The 23,757-nt window shown below is 55.9% G+C and carries 19 protein-coding genes and 1 pseudogene; 14 read left to right on the forward strand and 6 right to left on the reverse strand.

The features are described 5' to 3' along the window. Nucleotides 1-518 (forward strand): isocitrate/isopropylmalate family dehydrogenase (locus OS035_RS32195; protein WP_331815251.1); only part of this gene is annotated, 518 nt, incomplete at its 5' end. A 318-nt stretch (nucleotides 519-836) separates the two neighbouring features. Here the strand turns inward: OS035_RS32195 and OS035_RS32200 are convergent. The 4 genes from OS035_RS32200 to OS035_RS32215 are packed head-to-tail and all read right to left on the reverse strand — an operon-like array spanning nucleotide 837 to nucleotide 5,543. Further along, nucleotides 837-1,760, reverse strand: a complete 924-nt coding sequence (locus OS035_RS32200; protein ID WP_130714349.1) for a sugar phosphate isomerase/epimerase family protein — start codon at nucleotides 1,758-1,760, stop codon at nucleotides 837-839. A 17-nt stretch (nucleotides 1,761-1,777) separates the two neighbouring features. Further along, a complete protein-coding gene (locus OS035_RS32205; RefSeq protein WP_331815255.1) occupies nucleotides 1,778-3,487 on the reverse strand; it encodes an ABC transporter permease in 1,710 nt (569 codons plus the stop codon). After that, nucleotides 3,484-4,488, reverse strand: coding sequence for an ABC transporter ATP-binding protein (locus OS035_RS32210; RefSeq protein WP_065276673.1), 1,005 nt, complete (start codon nucleotides 4,486-4,488; stop codon nucleotides 3,484-3,486). Before OS035_RS32210 ends, OS035_RS32205 begins: the two co-directional genes overlap by 4 nt. Nucleotides 4,489-4,538: 50 nt before the next feature. Continuing rightward, nucleotides 4,539-5,543 (reverse strand): extracellular solute-binding protein, encoded by a 1,005-nt coding sequence (locus OS035_RS32215; RefSeq protein WP_130714347.1) that lies wholly within the window; start codon nucleotides 5,541-5,543, stop codon nucleotides 4,539-4,541. A gap of 147 nt (nucleotides 5,544-5,690) precedes the next feature. Between OS035_RS32215 and OS035_RS32220 the strand changes: the two genes are divergently transcribed. Continuing rightward, entirely contained in the window at nucleotides 5,691-6,848 is a 1,158-nt protein-coding gene (locus tag OS035_RS32220) for an ROK family transcriptional regulator (RefSeq protein WP_331815276.1), read from the forward strand. A 94-nt stretch (nucleotides 6,849-6,942) separates the two neighbouring features. Here OS035_RS32220 and OS035_RS32225 read toward each other — a convergent pair whose 3' ends face one another. Next, complete coding sequence (locus OS035_RS32225) at nucleotides 6,943-8,202, reverse strand: ROK family transcriptional regulator (protein ID WP_130714346.1); 1,260 nt, start codon at nucleotides 8,200-8,202, stop codon at nucleotides 6,943-6,945. A 281-nt stretch (nucleotides 8,203-8,483) separates the two neighbouring features. On the opposite strand from OS035_RS32225, the gene OS035_RS32230 reads away from it, so the two are divergent. The 6 genes from OS035_RS32230 to OS035_RS32255 all read left to right on the forward strand — a co-directional run bounded on the left by OS035_RS32230 (nucleotide 8,484) and on the right by OS035_RS32255 (nucleotide 16,159). Further along, complete coding sequence (locus tag OS035_RS32230) at nucleotides 8,484-9,938, forward strand: ABC transporter substrate-binding protein (protein ID WP_130714345.1); 1,455 nt, start codon at nucleotides 8,484-8,486, stop codon at nucleotides 9,936-9,938. 70 nt (nucleotides 9,939-10,008) lie between these two features. Further along, nucleotides 10,009-10,938: a carbohydrate ABC transporter permease gene (locus tag OS035_RS32235; RefSeq protein WP_128408575.1), complete on the forward strand. Its 930-nt coding sequence runs from the start codon at nucleotides 10,009-10,011 to the stop codon at nucleotides 10,936-10,938. A 1-nt stretch (nucleotide 10,939) separates the two neighbouring features. After that, entirely contained in the window at nucleotides 10,940-11,773 is an 834-nt protein-coding gene (locus OS035_RS32240; RefSeq protein ID WP_064682883.1) for a carbohydrate ABC transporter permease, read from the forward strand. A 27-nt stretch (nucleotides 11,774-11,800) separates the two neighbouring features. After that, nucleotides 11,801-12,826 carry a Gfo/Idh/MocA family protein gene (locus tag OS035_RS32245; protein ID WP_130714344.1) on the forward strand — a complete coding sequence of 342 codons (1,026 nt, stop codon included), beginning with the start codon at nucleotides 11,801-11,803 and terminating at the stop codon, nucleotides 12,824-12,826. A gap of 79 nt (nucleotides 12,827-12,905) precedes the next feature. Then, entirely contained in the window at nucleotides 12,906-14,072 is a 1,167-nt protein-coding gene (locus OS035_RS32250; RefSeq protein ID WP_128408573.1) for an ABC transporter ATP-binding protein, read from the forward strand. Between the two features lie 179 nt (nucleotides 14,073-14,251). Beyond that, complete coding sequence (locus OS035_RS32255; RefSeq protein WP_331815262.1) at nucleotides 14,252-16,159, forward strand: methyl-accepting chemotaxis protein; 1,908 nt, start codon at nucleotides 14,252-14,254, stop codon at nucleotides 16,157-16,159. A 59-nt stretch (nucleotides 16,160-16,218) separates the two neighbouring features. Here the strand turns inward: OS035_RS32255 and OS035_RS32260 are convergent, their stop codons facing one another. Beyond that, nucleotides 16,219-17,493 (reverse strand): ROK family protein, encoded by a 1,275-nt coding sequence (locus OS035_RS32260; RefSeq protein ID WP_130714342.1) that lies wholly within the window; start codon nucleotides 17,491-17,493, stop codon nucleotides 16,219-16,221. A 442-nt stretch (nucleotides 17,494-17,935) separates the two neighbouring features. Between OS035_RS32260 and OS035_RS32265 the strand changes: the two genes are divergently transcribed. The 6 genes and pseudogenes from OS035_RS32265 to OS035_RS33665 all read left to right on the forward strand — a co-directional run. Then, nucleotides 17,936-19,222 carry a DegT/DnrJ/EryC1/StrS family aminotransferase gene (locus tag OS035_RS32265; RefSeq protein WP_331815267.1) on the forward strand — a complete coding sequence of 429 codons (1,287 nt, stop codon included), beginning with the start codon at nucleotides 17,936-17,938 and terminating at the stop codon, nucleotides 19,220-19,222. A 130-nt stretch (nucleotides 19,223-19,352) separates the two neighbouring features. Beyond that, a complete protein-coding gene (locus OS035_RS32270; RefSeq protein ID WP_331815279.1) occupies nucleotides 19,353-20,024 on the forward strand; it encodes an HAD family hydrolase in 672 nt (223 codons plus the stop codon). 145 nt (nucleotides 20,025-20,169) lie between these two features. Next, nucleotides 20,170-20,697 (forward strand): GNAT family N-acetyltransferase, encoded by a 528-nt coding sequence (locus tag OS035_RS32275; protein WP_331815270.1) that lies wholly within the window; start codon nucleotides 20,170-20,172, stop codon nucleotides 20,695-20,697. 129 nt (nucleotides 20,698-20,826) lie between these two features. Then, nucleotides 20,827-22,173, forward strand: coding sequence for a glycerophosphodiester phosphodiesterase family protein (locus OS035_RS32280; protein WP_331815273.1), 1,347 nt, complete (start codon nucleotides 20,827-20,829; stop codon nucleotides 22,171-22,173). 33 nt (nucleotides 22,174-22,206) lie between these two features. After that, on the forward strand, nucleotides 22,207-23,289 hold the full coding sequence (locus OS035_RS32285) for a hypothetical protein (protein WP_130714386.1): 1,083 nt from the start codon (nucleotides 22,207-22,209) through the stop codon (nucleotides 23,287-23,289). Nucleotides 23,290-23,463: 174 nt separating this feature from the next. Continuing rightward, a pseudogene (locus OS035_RS33665) lies at nucleotides 23,464-23,598 on the forward strand (integrase core domain-containing protein); the annotation flags it as partial. Nucleotides 23,599-23,757 lie beyond the last annotated feature (159 nt).

Consider the following 23,757-nt stretch of genomic DNA (forward strand, 5'->3'; position numbering starts at 1 on the left):
AATTCAAGGATCAGTTCAAGGAAGCCGGCATCACCTACGAACACCGCCTGATCGACGACATGGTCGCATCGGCGCTTAAATGGTCTGGCGGCTACGTCTGGGCCTGCAAGAACTATGACGGCGACGTCCAGTCCGATACGGTCGCCCAGGGCTTCGGCTCTCTCGGCCTGATGACCTCGGTACTGCTCACGCCCGACGGCAAGACGGTGGAAGCCGAAGCTGCCCACGGCACGGTGACGCGCCACTACCGCCAGCACCAGAAGGGCCAGGAAACCTCGACGAACTCGATCGCCTCGATCTTCGCCTGGACGCGTGGCCTGGCGCATCGCGCCAAGCTCGACGACAATGCCGAGCTCGCCCGCTTCGCCGCAACGCTGGAAAAGGTCTGCGTCGACACTGTCGAATCCGGTTTCATGACCAAGGACCTGGCGCGGCTGATCGGCCACGACCAGCCGTGGCTCTCGACCACTGCCTTCCTCGACAAGATCGACCAGAACCTGCAGAAGGCCATGGCGTAAGCCGGCTTATCCAAGATAACATGGAAGCGGCGGGAAATTCCCCGCATTCAGAGTGCTGACAAAACCCCTGGCCTTGGCTGGGGGTTTATGATTCAGTGGGACATGTTGAAGAAACTCCCGCCGCAGCAGACGGCTCTTGAGGCAAGTGGCCTGAAACGTCGCTAGCCAGCAGTCGCCGGCGAGGATCTCTGCCGATTGATCGATGACACCGACGAAGCCGACAGATTCTTTGGTCTAGACTGTCCATCCATCCGGGCCTGGAACTGTTCAGGCGTCAACGCGGCTACCGAGAAGTGTCGAGGGTAAGAGTATTCGCCATCATGCGCTTTGCCTCGCGCGCGCCTCGGCGACCATCTCCTCGAGCCTAACAGCAACACTGTGAGCGCGGCGATAGTAGGCGGATTCTGGAATCCCATACCGGTCCATTGGCGTCTCGAAGTTGAGCGGAGTCTGATAAGGAGTTGCGGCGATCGCCGAGGTGATCGTGTGCCAATCTAATCGTCCATCGAATGGCAAGAGATGGTTATCCATTGCTCCGAAATTGTCGTGAATGTGAGTAGCGATGAGGCGATCCGCGAAACGCTCAAGCACGCTGAGCTTGCCTGGCTCGATCAGTTCCCAGTGGCCACAATCGAAGCAGACGCCGATGAACTCCTTGCCGTATCGGGCGAACAGTCGATCATAGAGGTTGAGGAAATTCTGAGCGTTGGCGCATAGAAGAGTTTCCGCGGCAATCTGGATGCTCTTTTCGACGCAGTAAGGCCTGATCTCGTCGAGAGACTGGAAAAGGGGGTCGAAGAAAGCTCGTTCGGCGGCTTCGCTGCCGAAGACGTTGTCGTTGATATCGATGTGCAGAACAATATTGGGGGACTGGAACGCGGCCGCCAGGTCGACACGGTTACGCAACAGCTCGACTCCGCTGCGGCGCTGCCATTCATGCGGCGACAGGAAGTCCTTGCGCGTCTCCATCGCGAAAGGGCCAGGGTTTTTGTGGCCGATCTCGGTGATAGGATTGCGGCCATTGCTGCCATGAACCGAGTGCACTTTCAGCCCAGCATCGGCCACGATCCTGCTTGTAAACTCGATCTCGGCGTCGCCTAGCCAGTACGAACTGCCGGAGTCGGGATTCCAGTTGATGTGTGTGAAGCCAGCTTCCTTGATGAGGGTGAGCGAGTTGCGAATGCCTTCGTCGTACCAACGCTCCTGGTGCGGCCAATGCCAGACGGTGATGCAGGTATCCAATGGATCAGTCTCCGGTTCTACAATGTTGTGGTTTCTGGACCTTTGCCAAGGCCGATGCGCTCGGCCAACAGAATGATCGCCAGTGAAAACGCCATGATCAGAGTGACATAGACAAGGTTGAGCGCGGCCTGCTCAGGATCGACAGACAGCGAGCTGTCTACGATTGCAATCGACAGCGGTTTGTTGTTGACGTTGTATAGAAACGCCGACAGGGGGTATTCCGACAGGAGATCGTTAAAGGCCATCCCGGCGACGAGGATTACAGTCGGCGCCACTATCGGCAGAATGATGCGGCGATAGCGATAAAGACCAGTGGCGCCCATCGAGCGGGCCGCCTCGTTATAGGCCGGATCGATTCCTACGAAGGCTGCCCGCAGGAACCTCACCATAAGCGGCAAGGCGACGATGGCGTAGCCAATCGGCAGGAGCCAGTAGCCGCCGAGGAGGACTGCGTTTCCAACGAGCGGGTTTGGCGTGTCAAAGGTGACGATCAGCCCGACAGCGAGCAGAACACTAGGAACTACCCATGGCAGGAAGAAAGTGATGTCTAGAAGGCGTGTCAGCCAACTGCGCCGGCCAAGAATAACCGGGACAGCAAACAGCGTAACGACCAGCGCCGCCGATACCGCGACAAGGCTCATCACTATGGAGTTGAAGAACGGAAGAAAGGCGGTGCCTTCGGTAAAGACGCGGGCATAGTTCTTCAGGGTCAGGCTGGATGGGATCACTTCGATGCCGATGCTCGCGGCCGGGGCGAAGGAGAAGAGTACGACAAGAGCGATCGGCACCGCATAAATAGCCACAAGAAGATAGGCAAAAAAATGTAGCACTGTATTGCCGATCGGGCTGCAAATTTTGCGTAGCTGGATGGGCGCAGTCGCTTTCGCGCCGCCGACATAGGAGCCGCGCGCTTCGTAATATTGAGACAGCAGGATAAGCGCCATGAGACACAGTCCCATCATAAGCGCCAGTAAGGCGGCCATGTCGGGACGGCGCAGGCTGTTCAGAGTCAGCACCATCTGGCTCAGCATGTGGAAATCGCGACCGCCCAGCACCTGAGGGGCGGCGAAAGAGCTGATCGCGGTGTAAAGGGTAAGAAGGGTGACAGCGAGGAGCGTCGGCATGATTCCGGGCAGTACCACACGCCACAGGATCGTATATTCCGAGGCACCCATACTGCGCGCGGCTTCGATGGTTGCGTAGTCGACGCGGCGCATCGCAGCACGCAGAAAAAGATAGTAAAAGTTGGTCATCAGAAAGGTATGCGTGAAGAGCACGCCAAACCAGCCGATGAACCAGTCTTGCGGGAGGCTGGAAACGATCGCCTTCACCAGATGTGTCACCGCACCGCCGGGACCATAGGTGAAGTTATAGCCCGCCGCCGCAACGACACTGCCGAAGACCAGCGGCGTTGCATAGGCGATTTTCAAGAGCGCGCGACCGCGTAGGTGAAAATATTCAAGGACGACGACCTGGAAAATCCCGACAATGGTCACCGTGACCATGGTCGCTGACGTCATCCAAGCCGTGTTCCAAAGGGCAGCGCGCACTCTTCGTGATCGTGAAAGTTCGCTTAGGGTCTGGCCGACCACCAGGCTGCCGTGCTTGAAAAATGCCGCATGAAGGGACGCGACGAGCGGCAGTATCAGGAAGGTGACGACGATCCAGATCAGGGCCGCCAACCCGATCCAATAGACTACGCGCTCGACGGCAGCCGCGCGGTTCATCTGTCCGCTTCCTCGAAGATATGCGCCGAGCCCGGGCGGATCGTCCAGGACACGGTCTCACCGATTTCGGGTAACTCGTGCCCCATCCTGGCGGCCGAAATGAAATAACCGCCGGTATCCAGGTCGATACGGCTGTGGGCGCCAAGGAATTCCACGTGGCGGACGATCGCCCGCGACCCGACTTCTACCGCCTTCCCGACGAACACATCTTCGTGGCGGACAAAGATGCGCCCTCGAATGTCGCCGCCCAGGATTTGCCTGGCAAGCGGCGTAGGCAGTTCGTTGGCGGCGCCGACGAACTCGCAGATGAACGGCGTCGCGGGTTTTCGGTAAAGAGTACGCCCGTCACCGATCTGTTCAACGCCACCGTTCGCCAGCACGACGATCGTGTCGGACATCGTGAGTGCATCTTCCTGATCATGCGTAACAAAGACTGCCGTGAAGCCAAACTCCCGCTGGAGCCTCTTGATCTCGCGGCGCATCGTCACTCGTACCTTGGCGTCGAGATTGGACAATGGTTCGTCGAACAAAAGCACCTTGGAGCCCGCGACGAGCGCGCGCGCAATCGCAACTCGCTGTTGTTGCCCGCCTGACATGGCCACTGGCTTCTTGTGCAGTTGCTCCGTAATCCCCGATGTTTCGGCGATCTCGGCGACGCGCCTGCCGATCTCGCTCTGCGGCATCTTCGCCACACGCAAAGCAAAGGCGATGTTTTCGAACGCCGTCATCGTTGGAAACAGCGCATAGTTCTGGAATACCATGCCGACATTGCGGCGCTCCGGAGGCTCGTTGGTGATATCTTTTCCTTCAAGGATAATCCGCCCGCTCATTGCCGAATGAAAGCCGGCGAGGGTCCTTAGAACGCTGGATTTCCCACTGCCGGAAGCCCCGAGCAGAGCAACGAACTCGCCTTCGTGAATTTCAAGCGAGAGGTCGCGGATGACTACCTTATCGCCATAGCCAATATGCAGTTTATCGATGATGAGGATCGGGGTCGGCATGATCATACTCCTGTGAAGCCTGGCGATCTGCATCGCCCGGTCCTACATGCTCACCGGATTTCAAGCTCGATCTTCTGCAACCAGCCGTCCAGTTTGGGCGCGACGGCATCCCAGTCGATAGGCTGAGCCTTGACTAGTTCCGCATTCGCCTGCACCTCTGGCGGTGATTTAGCCAGCGCCGCCGGCAGCACCGGAACCTGACCGAACTTTTTGGCGTAGCCGGCCATGACATCGGCAGAGCCGAACCAGTCGACGAATGCCTTTGCCTGCTCCAACTGATCGGTTCCGGCCATGATCGCCACGCCTTCGGAGATGACGGGCGTGCCACCTTCCGGGTCAATGACCTTGACTTGCATGCCGAGTTCCCTGGCATCCTTGATGACGCCGCCGAACCAGTTCAGATTGATGACCGCACCGCCCGATTTGAAGGCTTCCTTGCGCGCATCGGCGTCATCGACAACGATCGCGTTCGCATAGAATGCGCCAAGAAAATCCCATCCAGCCTGAGTGACTTCGCCCTTGTCGTCGAGGAACCGGGCCAAGATACCGGCCAGATAGACCCTTGTCGTCTGCCAGGCGGTGTTGCCGATGACGTATTTGCCTTTGTATTCGCCCCTTGTCAGGTCCAGCCAACTTTTCGGCGCCCGCTCAGCGGCAAGCTTTTCGGAATCATAGGCTATGACGACCGGTGTGCTCCAGAATTTGTAGACAATGCCTTCTTTGTCCTTGTATTGCGCAGGGAGGTCCGCCGCCCAGGCTGGTGTGTATGGCTGGAACAGGCCGTTCTTTTTGAGCAGAGCCATAGACGTGTCGACCATGCCGAGTACGACATCGGCCTGGGGGTTGTTCTTCTCGGCGACCAGCCGATCAAAAAGTTCTCCTCCGGGTGCGCGCAGAACCTGCACATCGTGACCGGCGGCTTTAGCCTGGTCGACTATCCACTGAACGTTCTCTTCTCCCTGAGGGGAATAAACGACAAGACTATTGGCCAAGGCCGGAGAGGTCACCGCGATCAGCACGGCTGCCAGGGTCAATAAGCGTTTGATCTGATGCATGGTGTTCCTCTCGTTTCAGATTGGCCGGTCATCTCCGACTTGGCGCGTTCTTAATGAAGCTTTATGACAGTTTAATTACATTGCGTAATTTAATATATATTGCAATAGCTCTTTGGCTGCTAACCATTTGAGGCACTCTTGGAACCAATGGACCTTTCACGGAACGAACGACGACTGGTCGAACTGATTTTCGTGGGCAAGAAGATTGCGCGCGTCGACCTGGCCGAACGGTCCGGCATGACAGGCGCTTCTGTCACTCGGCTGATAGGTCGCTTAATTGAGATCGGACTTCTGATCGAGGTGGTCGAGCGGACCGGCGCCCAAGGCCAGCCTCGGCGCTTGCTGAGCTTGCGGGCTGACCGGTATCTTTCCGCGGGAATAACATTCTCGGTCTCCCGAATGGAGGTAGCAATCGTTGATCTAGCTGGAAAGATTCTTACCTCCCGATCAGTCGACATCGAGACCAGCACGGCTTTGTCGGTGGCAGGCGCGGCGCAGGCGGCTATCGCGGTGATGCTGGCCGACCTTGGTATGCCTAAGGATCGCCTTCTCGGGGTCGGCTGCTCGGTGCCCGGCAATTTCGGCACGATGTCGAACATCCTCAAGGCCCATAGCTTCTTCCCGGCTTTCGATGATGGTGAGGCGGACCAAGCTTTTAAAGCGACTTTCGAAGCGCCCTATTACATCGAGAATGATGGAACAGCTGCAGCGCTCGGAGAATATGTGTTCGGCGGACGCATCCCGCAGCCTGATCCGATGTTCTTCATTCACATTGGACACGGTGTCGGGGGAGGGGCGGTTATCGACGGACGACCGTACCGCGGTGTCAATGGAAACGCCTGCCTGCCCGGAGTTCTCTACCCGTACGACCAGCCGCGCCCATCCGGCCAAGATCTTTTTGCCACCCTCAACGGTGCCGGCTTCGCCATCCACGACTTCGTCGATCTCGAGCGGTTGCCAGACAGCGCCGAAGTGGCTTTAGGAGCCTGGGTAGAACGCGCCGGAAAGCAGCTCAGCGAGACAGTACGTGTTGCAACGGCGATGTTCGACCCCGCGCTGATTGTCCTTGGGGGACGGCTGCCAGAACTCGTGACAGACAAGCTGGTGGGTGCAATTTCCAGTCAGCCAATCCTTGGTCCGTCGCGCGGCTTGGAGGTTGCTGCAGTCGAGGCCTCCCGACTTGGCCCTCGCGCCGGCGCGATCGGGGCCGCCTGCATTCCGTTCTTTGCCTCTCTCTTTTCAGCCGCCGTCGCAGACGATGGCAGTCCCTACCTTAACGGTCGCAAGCCCAAATCCCGACCCTAGATAATTCGACGGCGCGCCTGAGTGTCTTCGGGAAGCTACCGGGCAGACCCAGACGGGAACCTCCCTTCCTTACAGGTCGGTTCCCTGTAAAACCTCAAATGACTAGCTTTAGGTGGCTGGATAAAACCAGACCCGCGGCGCCACGCAGAGCCGTATGGCCTTCGCCGATACCATTCACTGTGATTGATATCTCCTGACCAGGTCTCTTTACCACTAGCTGCTCGACATGCCGTCTGATCAGCTCCGCAGCCTTCATTCCGCCTCCGGCGACGTCTCCGTGAAGGACGTAGGAGTTGAGGGACAGTGTTTGCTGCAGGTTGACGATGCCGAACGCCACGTTGCGTGCATAACGGTCGAGAAGTTCCTCTGCCGCATTCGAGCCTTCGTCTGTTTCCTTGACCAGTCTGGCACAGGTGACGCTTCGGGGATGTGGCAAGCCCATTCGGACGGCTTCTTTTCGTAGCCACGGAAGGGCAGCTACCGTCTCCCAGCAACCGTGCTTTCCACAATTACAAAGGGCACCGTCGATCTGAACCACGCTGTGCCCGAGCTCACCGCCGGATCCGGCGAGTCCACGATAGACCTTGCCGTCGATGAAGAAGGCGCCGCCGAGCACCTCGCCGGTATAGACCGCGGCAAAATTTTGTTGGCCGCGGCCGGGCCCGAACCATCTGTCCCCAACAAGCAAGGCACGAGGGTGATGATCGATAACAACGGGAAGAGAGAAGCGTTCTTGTAGTAGCGCTACAAGAGGTAGTCCCGTTAGAACGGGAGCAAGGTTGACGGTAAGAATTGTTCCTTTGTCACTGTCGATCATTCCAGCAGAAGCCACGCCAATGCCAAACGGCGCCTGCTGGGCCTGAGACAGTGTGGCAGTAAGCGTCTTGGTCATGACAGCGATGAATGCTTCTGTGTCGCCATGCGGATCAAACTCAGCTTTCGTAACGGCCTTGATCTCGCCGGTTAAGGCCACGAGGCATGATTGTATCGTGCCGGGCAGAAGGAGGACTGCGCCAAGCATCGGTGCATCGGGGTTAAAATAAAGCGGACGAGCCGGCTTGCCGCCTTTGACGTCGGAAGGCGACGCATCTCCCTCGATAAGAAGCTGGTCTTCGATCATCGGCTGCACAATACCGGTGATCGTAGTCCGGTTGACGCCCGCGAGTCGAGCGAGATCCGCCCGGCTTTTGGGTCCGTTATCATACAAAGCTTGAAGTACGCGACCGCGGTTTATGGCGCCGAGTGCCGATTGGGAGACAAGCGTCACGTTGCCGCTGTTCTCGCCGGCGGCGACTTCTCTGGTGGCAGGGGTGCGCTGGCCCAACGAATAGGACGGCTGGCTCTCAAACTTCACTTCTCTTCTCCAATCTACCGGATCCTTTTAGCCCGTACATTATCGAACGGCCATACAGCAAAGGTCCCTTCCGGTGATGCAAGCAGGATGTCGATGACAAGGGCGGTTCGGCGAAAATTTTGGCGACAACTTGTTGACACTAACATAAGTTTGTGCGAGGTACAAACTAACTGCTTACAAAAAGCAAATTAGGGGTAGCAATCTCAGATCGACAAGCGGAAGCCCGGTGGCTCCGCTGAAGGGGCCGAGGTTGGGATACGAAGCAACTGAGGAGGCTGTTTATGACAATCGATATCGGAAATATGTCGCGACGTGACCTGCTGAAAAGCGCTTCCGTCGCAGCTCTTGTGGCTGGCGCGGGATCACTGGCCATTCCACGGCGCGGGGCCGCGCAGGATGCGAACACGGTTCGCGTCCTGTCCGTTGAAGACCCATTCTTTTTCTCGATGAAGGCGCTGGTGCCGGAATACGAGAAAGAAACCGGCATCAAGGTCGAACTGGAGAGTCTCTCCTATGACGCCCTTCAATCGCGCCTCGTGTCTGCCTTTGTCGCCAAAACCTCAGACGCCGACGTCATTGTTGTCGATCAGATGTGGCTCGGGCAGTACATCGACAATGGATGGATCATCTCGCTGAACGATTTTATTGCCAAGGACAGTGAATTCGATCTCTCCGATTTCATCCCGGAGGTCCTTTACTCCTCGAATATGTGGCGCGGCCAGATCGGCACTTTGCCGGTCGCCGCTTATGCACAGGGCGTCATGTACCGCAAGGACGTGTTTGACGAACTCGGCATCGCAGCGCCGCCGACCAAGACCTCGGAAGACTGGACCTGGACGAAATATGTCGACACACTGAAGTCGATGGAAGGCAAGTCATTTGGCGGCAAACCGTTGTTTCCCACGGTGGTCTGCGGCTCTCAACCGTCGCCGATCGTCCACATGTTTACGCAGGTGTCGGCAAGCCACGGTGCGAACTGGTTCAAATCATTCCCTGCCGACCCGTGGGATTTCTCTCCGCAGCTGACAAGCCCCGCCTGGGTCAAATCTGTTGAAGTCTATAGGCAGCTCTACAAGCTGTCTCCGCCTGAAGCGATCAACTATGTCTGGTTCGACGCCGGCACCCGTTTTGCAAAAGGTGACATCGGGATGTTCTACTGGTGGACGCCGTACTTCTACCTGATCAAAAACTCGGGCTACATGACCGGCAAGAAGTCGGACGTGATGGACAAGTACGCGACGGCGGCCTTGCCAAAGGCTGAGGGCGTGCCTCAGACGGTCAGTCTCGGCGGATGGAGCCTTGGCATCCCATCCAGTTCCGAAAGGCAAGAAGCAGGCTACGCCTTCATCAAATGGGCGACCTCGAAAACCACGCAGAAGAAAATGGCTCTTTGGCCGGACCTTAACTACCAATTCTCCGACTTTGCGCGCGTTTCACTCTACGAAGACGAGGAAGTCAAAGCGCTCTATCCGTACCTCGATGTGCAGTATGCGATGATGAAGCAGGGCAACGGCAAGGTCACACGCCCGCCTGTACCTGGTTACACGGCCATTGAAAGCGTGCTGGGCCTCACATTGAACCAGCTTTTGACCGGTAGCGAAGAGCCGAAGACCGGCCTTGAACGTGCCAACAGCCTGTTCGAGAGCATCCTGAAGGGTAATCTCATGATCCCTTATCAAAAAGCCAGCTACGCAGACACTCTTGACGGGGCCAAAGCCCTGATCGCCAAGAGGTAATAGAGTTCTCCTCGGGCCGGCGCGACAGCGATCGCGCCGGCAGCTACTTGAAGAAGAACTGGATCTGCCAATGCACACGACAACTGTTCGCTCACCGCGAGCCTTCAGGCCCGCCCGGAAGAGCTTTATCCGACGAAACCTGCCATACTTGCTGATCGCGCCTTCGGTCGTGATGCTGCTCGCTCTGATCGCCTACCCCTTACTGTTTGCCCTACGATCGAGCTTCTACTTCTGGAACCTGCAAATCGGCCCGGAGCCGCTTCAGTTCGTTGGCTTCGAGAATTATGTGCAGGCCTTTAACGCCTTTGACTTTCGCGCCGCACTGACCAACACCTTGATCCTGTCGATCCTAGGCACGACACTTGAGTTCACGTTTGGCCTGGCGATCGCCCTCATCCTGCTCAAGGTACTGCCTGGCATGAACGTCGTGCGTGCCCTGCTGATCCTCCCCACCACGATTGCCCCTATCGTCGTCGGATTTTTGTTCCGCTATCTCTATGATCCAGGCGGTGGACTGTTGAGCTGGGTGTTGCAGTCGCTTTGGCTACCGGTGCCGGCAGAGGGAATTCTTGGCTCGCCTTCAACCGCACTTGCGGCAATCCTCTTCGTCGACATCTGGCAATGGACGCCGTTCTTTGCAATCGTCCTCTACGCAAGCCTCTTAGCCGTTCCTGACGAAATCTTGGAGGCCGCGCGACTGGATCGGGCTTCCGCCTGGACAATCCTGATGCGTATCAAGCTGCCGCTGATCAAGCGCACCGCGATCATCATCGTCATGCTTCGCTTCATGCAGATCTTCAACACCTTCGACACGGTGCTTGTGCTCACTCGCGGCGGACCGGGTACTTCCACGCGCACCCTTGGATACTCGCTCTACGAGCAGGGCCTCGTCAACTTCAACATTGGCCTTGTCAGCGCAATGACCTGGATCACAGTGCTGATCGTCAATGTCATCGTTGCCCTCTACGTCTTCTTCGCGTTCAGAAACGAGGAGTGGTAAAATGTCCCGTCGTCGCACAAGCTTCAACACGGCACTCACCTACGCCGCCGGCCTCCTCTTCCTGGCAATCTTCGTTGGGCCGATCCTGTGGTTTATCGCTCTTGCCGTTCGCCCGGCCGAAACGGCCTTCACCATGCCGCCGCAAATTACCTTCGAGCCTAATCTCGACGCATTCCGGCACATCCTCGTCGATCCCGGCACCAACGCACCGCAACTGGTCAACAGCCTGATCGTCGCAATCGGCGCCGTGTTACTCAATCTGCCCTTTTCCGTTCCTGCTGCCTACGCGTTGTCCCGCTTCAAGCTGCGCGGCAAGAAAAACATCATGTTGTGGTACCTCGGCTTGCTGATGGCCCCGCCAGTCGCGTTCCTGATCCCTTATTTCATCCTCATCACGCGCATCGGTCTCCAGGGTTCCTACTTCTCGATGGTCCTCGTTCTGCAAACGCTGACGATCCCGTTTTCCGTCTGGTTGATGAAGAGTTTCATCGACGAGGTGCCGGTGGAACTGGAGGAGGCTGCCCGGGTCGACGGCGCTCGATGGTACACGATTATGTTGCGGATCACGCTACCGATCGTTCGTCCCGGCATCATCGTAACCTCGATGTTTGCCTTCGTGTTCGCATGGAACAACGCGGCTTTCCCGCTGGTGCTGAGTTCTCGCTCCACCGCCACCCTCCCGATCGGAACACTTGGATATTTCGCGACAAGCGGTGTGACGTGGAACTACATCGCCGCCGCTGCGGTGCTCGCGATGATACCGCCGATGATCATCTTCCTTGTTTTCGATCGATACGTCGTTCGAGGCCTCACCTTCGGTTCGGTGAAGGGCTGAGCTTTCCCTTATGAATGGAGTAATGCAATGAACAAACTGCGAATGGGCGTCATCGGCGCCGGTCTTTGGGGCGGCAATCATGCCCATACTTTTAATGTCTTGCCGGAGACCGAGCTGGTCGGCGTCTGTGACCTCGATGAGGGCAGGGCGCTGAAGATGAAGGAAACCTACCGCGCAACGCAGGCCTTTACCGACTATCAGAAGCTGATCTCAAGCGATCAGATCGATGCCATCTCGGTTGCGACACCTGACTTTACCCACACGCCGATCATTCTGGCCGCTCTGAAAGCCGACAAACACGTATTGAGCGAAAAACCGCTTGCGACGACAGTGCGCGAAGCCGAGGAAATTGCTGCGGCCGCCGCAAAGTCCAAGGGCAAGCTGATGATTGATTTCCATAATCGTGTGAATCCCATCCTCGCCCAGGTTCGTGACATGATTCAAGACGGTCAGATCGGCTTGGCAAAGCATGGCACTGCGCGTCTTTCGAATACGACATTCGTTCCGTTCGAAATGCTGAGCTGGGCCGCGAAGTCTTCTGCACTCTGGTTCCTGGGCAGTCATCTGGTGGATGTCCTGCGCTTCATCCTGGCGGACGAGGTCGTACGGGTTTATTCCGTCGCCCGCTCGGGGACCCTGTCGGCCGGCGGCGTGGATACAAAGGATTTCCATGTCTCGGTGCTTGAATTTTCCAAGGGCACGGTGGTGACCATGGAGAACAGCTGGATCCTGTCGCGTGACAATCCTTCGCTTGTCGATTTCAAGATCGAGTTTGTCGGTGAAAAGGGCCAGGTCCAGGCGGACCCCACCCACAATGGCGGCCTGCGAAAGATCGTCGACGGCGGACTAAAATACAATGACTATATCGGCATAACACCAACCGGCGCGACGCGCATCGGCGGCTTTGTCCTGGAATCCATCGCTCGCTTTGTCGATAGCGTCGTGCGCGACGCTCCGCTACTGGCAGATGCACAGGACGGCCTGGCGAACACCAAGACCCTCGCAGCCATCGAGGAATCCGTCGCGACCGGCAAGGCTGTGAACATCGCCTAGAGCCGGAACCAAAAGCGCGGGGCATGTCCGCACGAACAGTGCGGCTTGCCTCGCTTGAAAATACGGGGAGTAAATAAAAATGGCGTCCATGACCTTCGACGGGATCGGCAAGACCTTTCCGGACGGAACCGTTGCCGTTGCGAATGTAAGTTTTTCGGTCGCCAACGGAGAATTCGTCGTGTTGGTCGGCCCGTCCGGTTGTGGCAAGTCGACATTATTACGGATAGCAGCGGGTCTTGAAACGCTCAACAGCGGCCGATTGCTCATGGATGACGCTAATGTCACCGAAACTGAGCCCCAGGACCGGGATATCGCGATGGTTTTTCAGAACTACGCGCTTTACCCCCATATGACTGTCTACGACAATATGGCCTTCGGTCTGCAGCAGCGCAAAATGCCCAAGGACAAGATCGATAAGCTGGTGCGTGACGCGGCGGAAATGCTCGACCTTACCCGCTATCTCGAACGCAAACCAGGGGCGTTGTCGGGTGGCCAGCGGCAACGTGTGGCAATGGGTCGGGCGATCGTTCGCCATCCCATGGCCTTCCTGATGGACGAGCCGCTTTCAAACCTTGATGCCAAGCTCCGCGTACAGATGCGCGGCGAACTGAAGCTGCTCAACCAGCGGCTCGGTGTAACGACGCTCTACGTAACCCACGACCAGGTCGAAGCCATGACCATGGGCGATCGTGTCGCTGTGCTGAAGCCAGTATTCAATGGAGAGGAGAGCAATCTTCAGCAGGTCGACACCCCGCAAATGCTCTACGACAAGCCCGCCAACCTCTTTGTCGCGGGCTTCATCGGATCGCCCGCGATGAATTTTGTGCGCGTCGAGCTGACTGCGGAAGCCGGGGCACTCAAAGCTGCGGTAACTGGAACGCAGATATCCTTCTCCGTCGCCGCCAAGCCGGCACTTTCGGAATATATAGGCCGGCAGGTCATCGTTGGAATTCGCCCGGAGATGTTTCTGGTTTGCCCCGCGTCTGAAGCCCTCTTCAACGAGCAGGTCCCGGTTGCCGAAGCGCTGGGAGCCGACACCTTCGTCTTTTTCGACATCGCGTCACCGCCGGTCAACGTAAACGATGCCGAAGATACCGAAGACTTTACAAATAAAGGTAAGAACCGACTTGTCGCGCGGATCCCACCGGCGCTCACACCGCGTCCCAACCAACATTTGCCGCTCACTGTCGATCTGGAAAAATTGCACTGGTTCGATCCGGTAACCGGAACTGCGATCCGAGACTGACAGAACATCCGCAAATTATCGCCTCACTAGGAATTCAAGTCTTTTCTCCTGCCCTCCCAGGCAACTTGGCTGTCGTCGAATACGAGGTCGGCGGCAGCCATTTTTTTCTTCGGATTCCGAATTTTGAAATGCAGAACCTGAACATTCATGCACCGTGACAGAGCTTAGAGGAGTGGCTTGTGAAACATGTTTCCATTGTCGGGAAGTTCTTTGTCATCATGGCCATTTTTGGTGTCACGGCGCTGGGACTGACATTCTATCAGAGCCGCCAGATGCTTGCGGTAAACGATAGTTACCAAGGGCTTCTCGACCGGGATGCATCTGCAGCGCTTCGATTGACACAGTCAAACAGAAGTCTCGAAACGGCGCGTGCCAGCATCAGCGACATGGTGATAACGCGGTCGAAAGAAGCGAGGGCGCGGGCAGAAGCAGGTCTGAATGACGCGCGAGAGAACTTCGTCAGGTTCATGGATCTGGCTGTCCAGGCAGTTCCCGAGCAGGGCGAACTGCCGAAGTTGAAGGCGGATGGATTCTCTGTCCTGACCGACACGTGTGGTGCAGCGATCGCTGTGGCCCGCGGCGCGACCAGTGAAGCCGAGCTTGCCATGGTACAGCAACTCTATCTGACTTTATGTCAACCCGCCTTCGCTGCCATTTCACCGAGGTTTACGTCCGTGACGGAAGAACTCGCTTCAGACGCGGAGCAAAAGCGTGCTGATGTTTTACGCATTGTCGGTGACACGTCAGTAGTGAGTTTAGGAGCAGCTATTGCCGCACTGCTCGCCGTCTCATGCTTTGGTTTCATCACAATTCGCTCCTGGTTGGTCAAACCTATCAAGCAGATGGTTTCGACGATGAAGGTCATTGCCGAGGGCGATCTGACGTTGTCTGTTGAGGGAACGATCCGCCGTGACGAGATCGGATCCATGGCCCGCGCAGTGCAAATCTTTAAGGACAACGAGTTGCGGACACGCGATCTCGAAAAGGATGTAGAGGCCAGTCGTGGGGCAAGCGAGATCGAACGTACCCGCATAGCCGACACCGAGCGCCAGCGGGCACGTGATATGGCGGAGGCCACGGCCGGGCTGGCTGAGGGTCTGAAGCAGCTTGCGGGCGGCAACCTCGTGTTCAGGCTCGACGTCAGTTTCGCTGAGGATTTCGAACCATTGCGCGCAAACTTCAATGCCGCTGTTGTTCAACTCGCTGAAAGCCTGAGAGCCGTGTCGCACACTACCGGATCGATAAATGAGGGCGCGCAGGAGATCGCTTTGAGCGCGCAGGACCTGTCCCGGCGGACTGAGCATCAGGCCGCTTCTCTGGAGGAAACTGCCGCCTCCCTGGATCAGATCACCCAGAATATCGCCAGCTCTAGCACGCGCACGGCGGAAGCCCGACACGTTGCGGTCGAGGCGAACAAATCCGCCCGTCATTCCGGGAAAGTCGTTTCCAGCGCTGTCGCAGCAATGCAGCGCATCGAACATTCTTCCTCGCAGATATCGGCTATTGTCGGCGTGATCGACGAAATCGCGTTTCAGACCAATCTCCTGGCCCTCAATGCAGGCGTTGAAGCGGCACGGTCCGGCGAGGCCGGAAAGGGCTTTGCAGTCGTTGCGCAGGAGGTGCGCGAGCTTGCTCAACGCTCAGCGCACGCAGCAAAGGAGATAAAGGACCTGATCCTCAATTCCGTTGACGAGGTCAGCAGTGGCGTCACGCTGGTTTGCGATACCGGTGAGACGCTCAAGATAATCGAGGAACAAATCGTGTTGATCAACACCCAGCTTGGTGCAGTCACGGTTGCTTCCAATGAGCAGTCGGCAACTCTTTCCGAGATCAATCGGACCATCAATCAACTGGATCAAGTTACGCAGCAAAATGCTGCCTTGGCGGAGGAGTCCACGGCTGCAAGTACTGCACTTGCCGCAGAGGCAAAGCGGCTGCGGTCGATCGTCGCCCGGTTTCAGTTTGACATCGGCAGTGGGATCTCTGAGCAGCGAACCGATCAGACCAACGCCGGGACAGCGTCAATGTCTTCGCCACCGCGACTTATACTGGGAAAGGGTGCGCACCCAGTCGGAACATCGAGATAGCTCGACAGCTCCATTTTGGCGCCGCTCAATACATAGCCGAGGATCGCATGCGGAGGCCGTTAGATGACGAAATTCAGCAATTCAGATAGAAGCAGACTGGCGGCACCGCGTAGAGCAGCCAGGCATTCGCCATCTCCGAAGACAAGGGCGATATCATCACCTGGGCGATGGAATACCAGATCGTGGAAGCTTTCCTGAATCAGACGAAGAATGGGGCCTCCCCCCCGTACGATGTCCCCGTGAATAACAATGAAATTCGGCGCCATAAACTGCTGGAGGTTCGCCAGGCCAACCGCGATATTGAACGCGTAGTCGCGAATGAGATCTCTCGCGCCCGGCACGTCCTTGTCGGCCAGCGTCAACAATCGGCTCACATCCAGGGAGAGAGGTCGTGGCAACCGCCTGACCTTAGCTTCGGTCCTTAACCACTTCGAGCTGGCGATCGTTTCCCAGCACCCGCGTCTGCCGCACTGGCACATCCGACCTTTGATGTCTACGGTCGTATGACCGATTTCACCACCTGCACCTGCGGGTCCGCGATAGAGATGTCCATCAAGGTAAAGCGCTCCGCCCAAAGTCTCTCCGATATAGACCGAGGCGAAGTTTCTCCGACCGCGGCCTTGTCCAAACCAGCGATCCCCAACGAGTAACGCCCTCGTATCCTGATCGACGCAGACTGTGACTCCGAAACGCCTGTTCAATTCGGTTTCGAGCGGAAATCCATCGAGGAAAGGCGCAAGCCCGACGGTCACGATCGTGCCAGTCTCCGTATTGATCATTCCTGCGACGGCTACACCGATCCCCAAGATTGGCTTTCCAAATGCGACGGCTTTTTCGATACAGGTGCTTATAACACGGAATGCGTCGGCCGCATTTGCTACGTTCTTCGGGAAATATACGGCATTTTGAGCATAGACCTCCCCCTCCAAAGAGACCAAACACGCACTCACTCGGTCGTGCAGCAGGAGCACCGCGCAAATTGGCCTTGCGTCCTTGGAAAACCACAATTTGGTAGCCGGCTTGCCGCCTGTTTCATTGGGAGGGATGACCTCTCCTTCCGCGAGCACCCCCTGATCGAGTAAAGGCTGCACAATCCCACCGATAGTTCCTCGAGTCACACCGGTAACGCGGGCCAGATCCGCCCTGCTAGATGCTCCTATGTCGTACAAGGCTTGTAGCAATCGTCCTCGATTTGCGGCCCCTAAAGTTCCCGTCGAGATTAGTTTTTGAGCCAACGTAATGCCCTTACCGCGTTCGCTTTTATGGCTATCTTCAGGGCTGCTCTCATTCTCTCCAAGCCGGAAAGCTTGAAGTCTTCTTATCAACGAGTCCATTTCATCCGATCCTGTTTATGAATCCAACCGAGCCGCAACAGTGAGCACTACCGACCAGCTAACGGGAGCTCCCCATTCGGACGGTCTCGGATTATGCGTTAGAGCCATCTGGGGTTCCTTTAAACGCGTCCTATGCCCCTGGAAAACCATGAAGGATCCCTCACAAGGCTTTCTTCAATGACCTCAGATGTCCGAGCAATCGTTAAAAAACAATTGAAATATCGAAGTAACGAGCCGAAGCGGAGCGGCTCTAACGGTTGAGCCAATCATTCTACGCAACCATGTTCGGAATCCGGTATGTACTTTTCTATATTATGCCATCTAAATATATCTTCGTATATACTTGTTTTTATACTCATTTTTAACTTTTGCATCTCCGAAAACGGTGCTAGCGATTGTGGGGGCTGATCAGCATTTCAATGAACGATGATTGGACAATGCAATGAACGGATTTGGTGCACCAGAGCGCAAAACGCGCAACGCGCAAGGTTCTTTCGCAGTCGAGAGGCTCGCCATTTTCGGTGGGAAACCTGTGATCCCTCGGGGACGGGTCACACCCTGGCCCGCGGCAGAGAAGAAGCACTTGGATGCGCTTCGCGGAGTTGTGGATAGTGGAAAATATCACCGCGTCAATCATCCAATTGTCAGCGATTTGGAGCAAAATCTTGCGAGGTGGACTGGGAAGTGGCAAGTGCGCGCTGTTGGCAGCGGAACGGCGGCCATTCACATCGAACTCGACTACGTCAAGGAGCGCGGAGAGCAAGTTGTTACCGCGGCACTGAATTGGCCGGGAGCGGTAGGGCCAATTACAATCAACGGCCTCCAACCGGTCTTCGTCGACGTCGACATGAGCGTAGCCGGGATTGATCAGCGGGCGGCCGCTGAAAGGTTCAACCCCGACGTCGCTGCGGTTCTGATCACCCACCTTTTCGGGAACAATGTTCTCGTCCCCGATGGAAGGCATGCTGCGCGCGCTCAAGGAATTGCAGTGATCGACGACATCTGCCAGTCGATCGCAGCCCCGAAAGCAATCGTCGGCGGCTCTCATCTTGATGCAGACGCACTCGCTCTTTCCGGAAACGGCGCTAAACACCTTGGGGCTGGCGAGCTGGGATTTGTCATAACGGAAGACGCCGACCTAATTGCACATGTTGATCGCGTATCGCTGTCAAGTTCGTCTCGGAGCGGAGCGCGAATATTTTCACCTCTTTCTCAAGGGTATAATTACCGGCCCAACGTATTCTCTTCATCTATTGCGAAGCTGCGGGTCACAGAGATGGATGCGCAACTCGAAATCCGAAGAGACAACAGCAATCTGTTATGGGAAATGATCAGCGACCTAGCGGGTATACTTCCGCTTTTCGACCCGTCAGACTGCGACCATTCAATGCTCAATTTTCCTTTGCGGATTGAACCTGAGGCGCTTGGCTTTGCGCCAGGTCCGGCTGCGAGGGATTTCGTGGTCAAATCGCTGCAGGCCGAAGGTGTGCCTATCTGTGTTTGGCTTACGAAGCCCGTTTTTGAATATCTGCCGGAAATTCGCAACAACTGGAACGCCGCCGATTTTCCAAACACCATGAAAATATTGGATACGATGTTCTACGTCTCCGAGATCGCGCCGCCCAACGGTAGCGAGTTGATGCACCTTTACGCAGATGCTTTTCACAAGGTTTGGAGTGCTCTTCATAAGCAGGGGCCGGAGATCGCCGCTGGAGCAATTTCCGGTTAAGCACCAAGCGTCGCGACAATTCCCCAGTGCCGCAATGGTCTACCCCACAGCTTTAAGCACTCCCTTCTGGGAGAAATCCAATGCTGCGCTGGGACAAACCCGAAGCCATTTCTACGACGAGGCTCCTTGTATGTCTTTCTTAAAAAAACCGGAATTATTGATCTTCGACTGCGACGGGGTTCTCGTCGACAGCGAGCTTATCGCAACCGCAGTGCACATCGAAGCGTTGGCGAAGCGCGGCTATATCATATCCGCTGAAGAGTATAATGATCGCTTCGTGGGAATGACCGACCAGCAGAGTTATTCAGTCATAGAATCCGAGCGAGGCTTCCGCCTACCAGAGGATCACCATGAAAGCGTGATGGCCGAAATTGCAAATCGTTATGCGCGTGATCTGCGCGCGACCAGCGGCGTTCGGCAAACCTTGCAAGCGCTCAATTTAAAGAAGTGCGTGGCCTCGAACAGTGACACTACAAAGCTTTGCTTGGCACTTATAGTCACTGACCTACACAGTTTTTTTTGGCCCCATGTCTTCAGCGCTTCGCAAGTTGCGCGTGGTAAGCCGGCTCCAGATCTCTTTCTGTTTGCAGCACAGAATATGAAGACACCGGCCGACAGTTGTCTCGTTATTGAAGATAGCGTTGCTGGTACTCAGGCGGCGGTGGCTGCCGGAATGACGGTGATTGGCTTCGTGGGTGGCTCCCATTGCCTGCCTGGGCATGGAGGTAAACTGGCAGAGGCAGGTGCTATAGAACTATTTAATGACATGGCTACACTGCCACAGATCCTGGCGGGTTTGTGATCAGCAATTGCGCGATGGCGACCACTTGAGCCCTGGCGTCACTGTCCAGGTCAACGTCGGTGCGATAGCGTCATGATAGTGCACGGTCTTCCTCATTGACCTATCCGCGCTTGTTTGCTCGGACCGCTATAGACATGGAGACACTATGACCGCGAAACCAATGGCAGCTGAAACTCCGGTAACGATCGATTACCTAGAAGAATTTCCGAATTTCGTCTCCGTTTGCACAAGCTGGGCCTTCGGACAATGGGGTTGTCAATCGTATGACTCATATGAACAAACGCGACGTGAGTTTGAAGCAGCGACGAGCAGTTCAATGCCGCTAACACTTGTTGCCATTGAAAACGCCGTGCCAGTAGGAATGATCACGTTAGCTGATCGTGACTTCGACGGAAAGCCCAATCTATCCCCGTGGTTTAAGTCGCTGTATGTCCATCCATTCCACCGCAATAAAGGAATAGCCGCGTTGTTGATCGAGCGGCTGGAGCAGGAGGCATTGCGTCTCGGTTGCAAAGACCTTTACTTGGTAACAGAGGACGCGCGCGTCCTTTACGAAAAGAGCGGCTGGCGGGCAATTGACTACGTCCAAACATCGTTTGGCGCGGCAGATTTGATGACGAAGGTTCTGCCGGAGACTTCACTTGCCGGAAAAATCCCTACGCCACAGCATTGAGGGCGCGATATCGCGACCCATTAATGTGATCCGACTTTATGGACCATCTTGATGTTGCTGTCGCAACCATAAAGCAAGCATAAAGCAAGCAGCAACCTAGGCGCTGGCTAACAGTTTCTTGTCGCTGCGATGGCATTCATCCGTGCTTCCGTTTCCACCAGCTTAACCACTTCTGAGACGCTTGTGCTGTTGCACAAAGCCGCAGGAAAAAGACGGACAACGTGCCAGTTATGCAACATTCTCATCGAAAGGTTTTCAATCTTTATGCAAGTCAGCAACAACGTAGCCGCATCAGCGACTCTTCATTCTAGCTCCTGGCGTTTTGGCCACCTCTGCAGCCGGTGGCATTTGCGAGCATCGCTCATATTGACTTCTTTTTTTGCTTTCGGTGTTTCATCCAGTGCCGAAGCAGCGGCTCTGTTGCCGGTAGAGCCTTCGCCATATCTTGTAAGTGCGATTACGAAAAACATGTTTAAGCTGCCGGAACCCGACGATGACCTGGTCATCTTATCTGCGCACCGCGGATCCTGGGAGATCTATCCAGAGAATTCAGCCTACGCCTTGCAAGACGCGTGGAATTCGCAAATCGAGAGCGTGGAAGTCGACGTCCGCTTCACTGCCGATAAGGAAGTGGTTCTATCTCACGATTACAGGATTGAGCGTGAGTCAACTGGAAGCGGTCTTCTATATAATCAAAACTTCTCTCAATTAGCAAAGGCGGATCTAAGGGACCGGCATGGTCGCGTTTTTACGGATTCGCACGGGCGCAAGGCTAAGTTCCTGACGTTCTCTGCCGCGCTCGATCTACTCTCCCAGTACGTTTCCGACGGTGGTCGTGGCTACGTGATGATCGTGGATATAAAGGCGGCGGTCGATGATCAGGACCCGACCGATCCCATCGAGCTCATGCAACATTGCCTTGACATTCTTGCAACCAAGGCAAATGCGCAACTCAGCAAAGCCGTCGTATTCAAACTCAAAGCGAAGGATGCGGTGGATGTCGGCACGGTCTTAAATAGGACGACCTACGACCCCGGCCTCATTGGTGGGTTAATTATTGTCGAGAACCCGGATGACCCGAACGTGAAGGATTCCGGCTATGATCCGCACGAGGATCCAATCTACGATCAATGGAATGTGGCGCCGTTTTCCGTTCAATTTGAGATGAACCAATTCTACAAAGGTGACGGCCTTCAGGACTATTTCGACTATACCGACCAGAAGCAGGGCTTCGCCACCTATCATGAAAGTAACTACTATCCGGAGGGCGTTGCCAACAGCGCTGGCAAATGCTGCTTCGAGCATAACACCGATCCTAAGTCGACCGCGCAACGAGGTATTGTACCCGATTATCGAGGTGATCCGGAGATGGCGATCGTCAATCGTACGAATCTTATCACCACCGATTTGCCCGACGTAATCGGCGACATGCTGCGCCAGATGGGGCGCCGCAACACGACCAAACTCAGCCGTTAAGGCAAGACCAACGCGTCCACAAAGGATTGTTTAATGAATTATGGCAAAAGAATCTTCCTACTGTTTTCTGCCGTGGGTTGTCTTGCTGCTGGCGCGGGCCAATCGGCATCATGCATCGATGAAGCCAGTTGTCTTACAAGCGCATCCGGCAAAGTATCTCAGACCCTCACACCGAAAGTCGTGCCGATTTTCGGGCAATATCCAAAGGTTTACATACACGACTCGGCGGCAGGAGTGGATTATCCAGTGCCTGAAAATACGAGGCAGGCATTTGACTTCTATACCAATAAGACTTCTTTCAACTTTCCACCTCACGGATCAGTCCAGACCAGTCAACCCGCCTCGATCAGACCCGACAGAGGATTCACAGTCCTTTTGGTGGAAAAGACCCGAGATAATACCGTTCCTAATGGCGGTAGCGCGCTGTCGCTACTCAGTTCCACTTCCAACGGCGCCTACCTGTCATTCGCGTTAGGCGCCTCGCCTAATCCCAATGGTCAAAAGTGGTCTTTTGCAAAAAGCCTGCTTCAAAGCGGAAGGCCGGATAGTGCGTGGTGGCAAAAGCCGTGGGATATGAACGTCGTTGGGCCAACAGGCTCGTTCTCAGGCACAGAGTGGATTTACTACACCTTCACTCCGGACGGCAAACTTCGCATTGACCGCTTCGCGCCATATACGTACCTTTTGGTGTTTACGGCTTACCGATGGGATGGGGCAGTGCTCGACAGCGGGTTCCCGCACTGGCCCTACAGCTCTGGTACGCCAACCGGCCGCCCGAAATCCGTGACCTTCGGTTCTGTTGGGCCATGGGTTATCGGTGCGGCCGCGGTGCCCGGGCAGAGCTCGCCCATGAACGAGCCAATCGAGGCACTGCCGGGCTTTGAGGGAGCGACGATCTTCTCGGCCCCGTTGTCCATGAAAGAAGTTGTAGCTTATCAGAATTCTCTGAAATCGAGCAATTTTCTCGATGTCAACATGCTGCCATGCAACAGCGGTCAGTACCTTTCCAGGGAAATCCGGACCCCCTGTGGTACGGGTAGTCCTGGCAATCCTCCGTCCAATGTTAATTCGGTTGCTCGAAATGGGATCAGCACGAACATCGAACGCCAAAACTAGGCGCGTTGGACGACCCTCATTTGTTCAGACGACGATTAGTGATCGGTTTTCCTTTCTCCGTTTCTCGCCGACGGTAGGTGCACGGTTCAATTACAAAGGCGAGGATTGTGGTTTCAGACACTGGAACGAGTATGCCGGCTGGTCGGTTATCTGGCCACCATTCGTGTGGGCAAATTCATCCCCCGAGACCTTGATTTCTGGGCCTATCACAAGGGCATCGTGCTCGACTTCTCGCGACCAGGCAAGCCGACCGACAACAGCTACATCGAGAGTTTCAACGGCAAGTTCCGCGCCGAGTGCCTGAACGCCTGACCTGCCACTGAACTTTCATCCAGCGGCGGTTAGAGCCTCGGCGGCGATTGATTGCCCGACTTCTTCAGCGATTTACTTCCTTGGTTTTTCATCGTCTTCATGACGTTTCCTTCAGCGGTTGGGCCGTCCTTTAATTGACGGCAGCCACACGGGCTG

Source organism: Rhizobium sp. 268, assembly GCF_036571585.1.
GTDB lineage: Bacteria > Pseudomonadota > Alphaproteobacteria > Rhizobiales > Rhizobiaceae > Rhizobium > Rhizobium redzepovicii.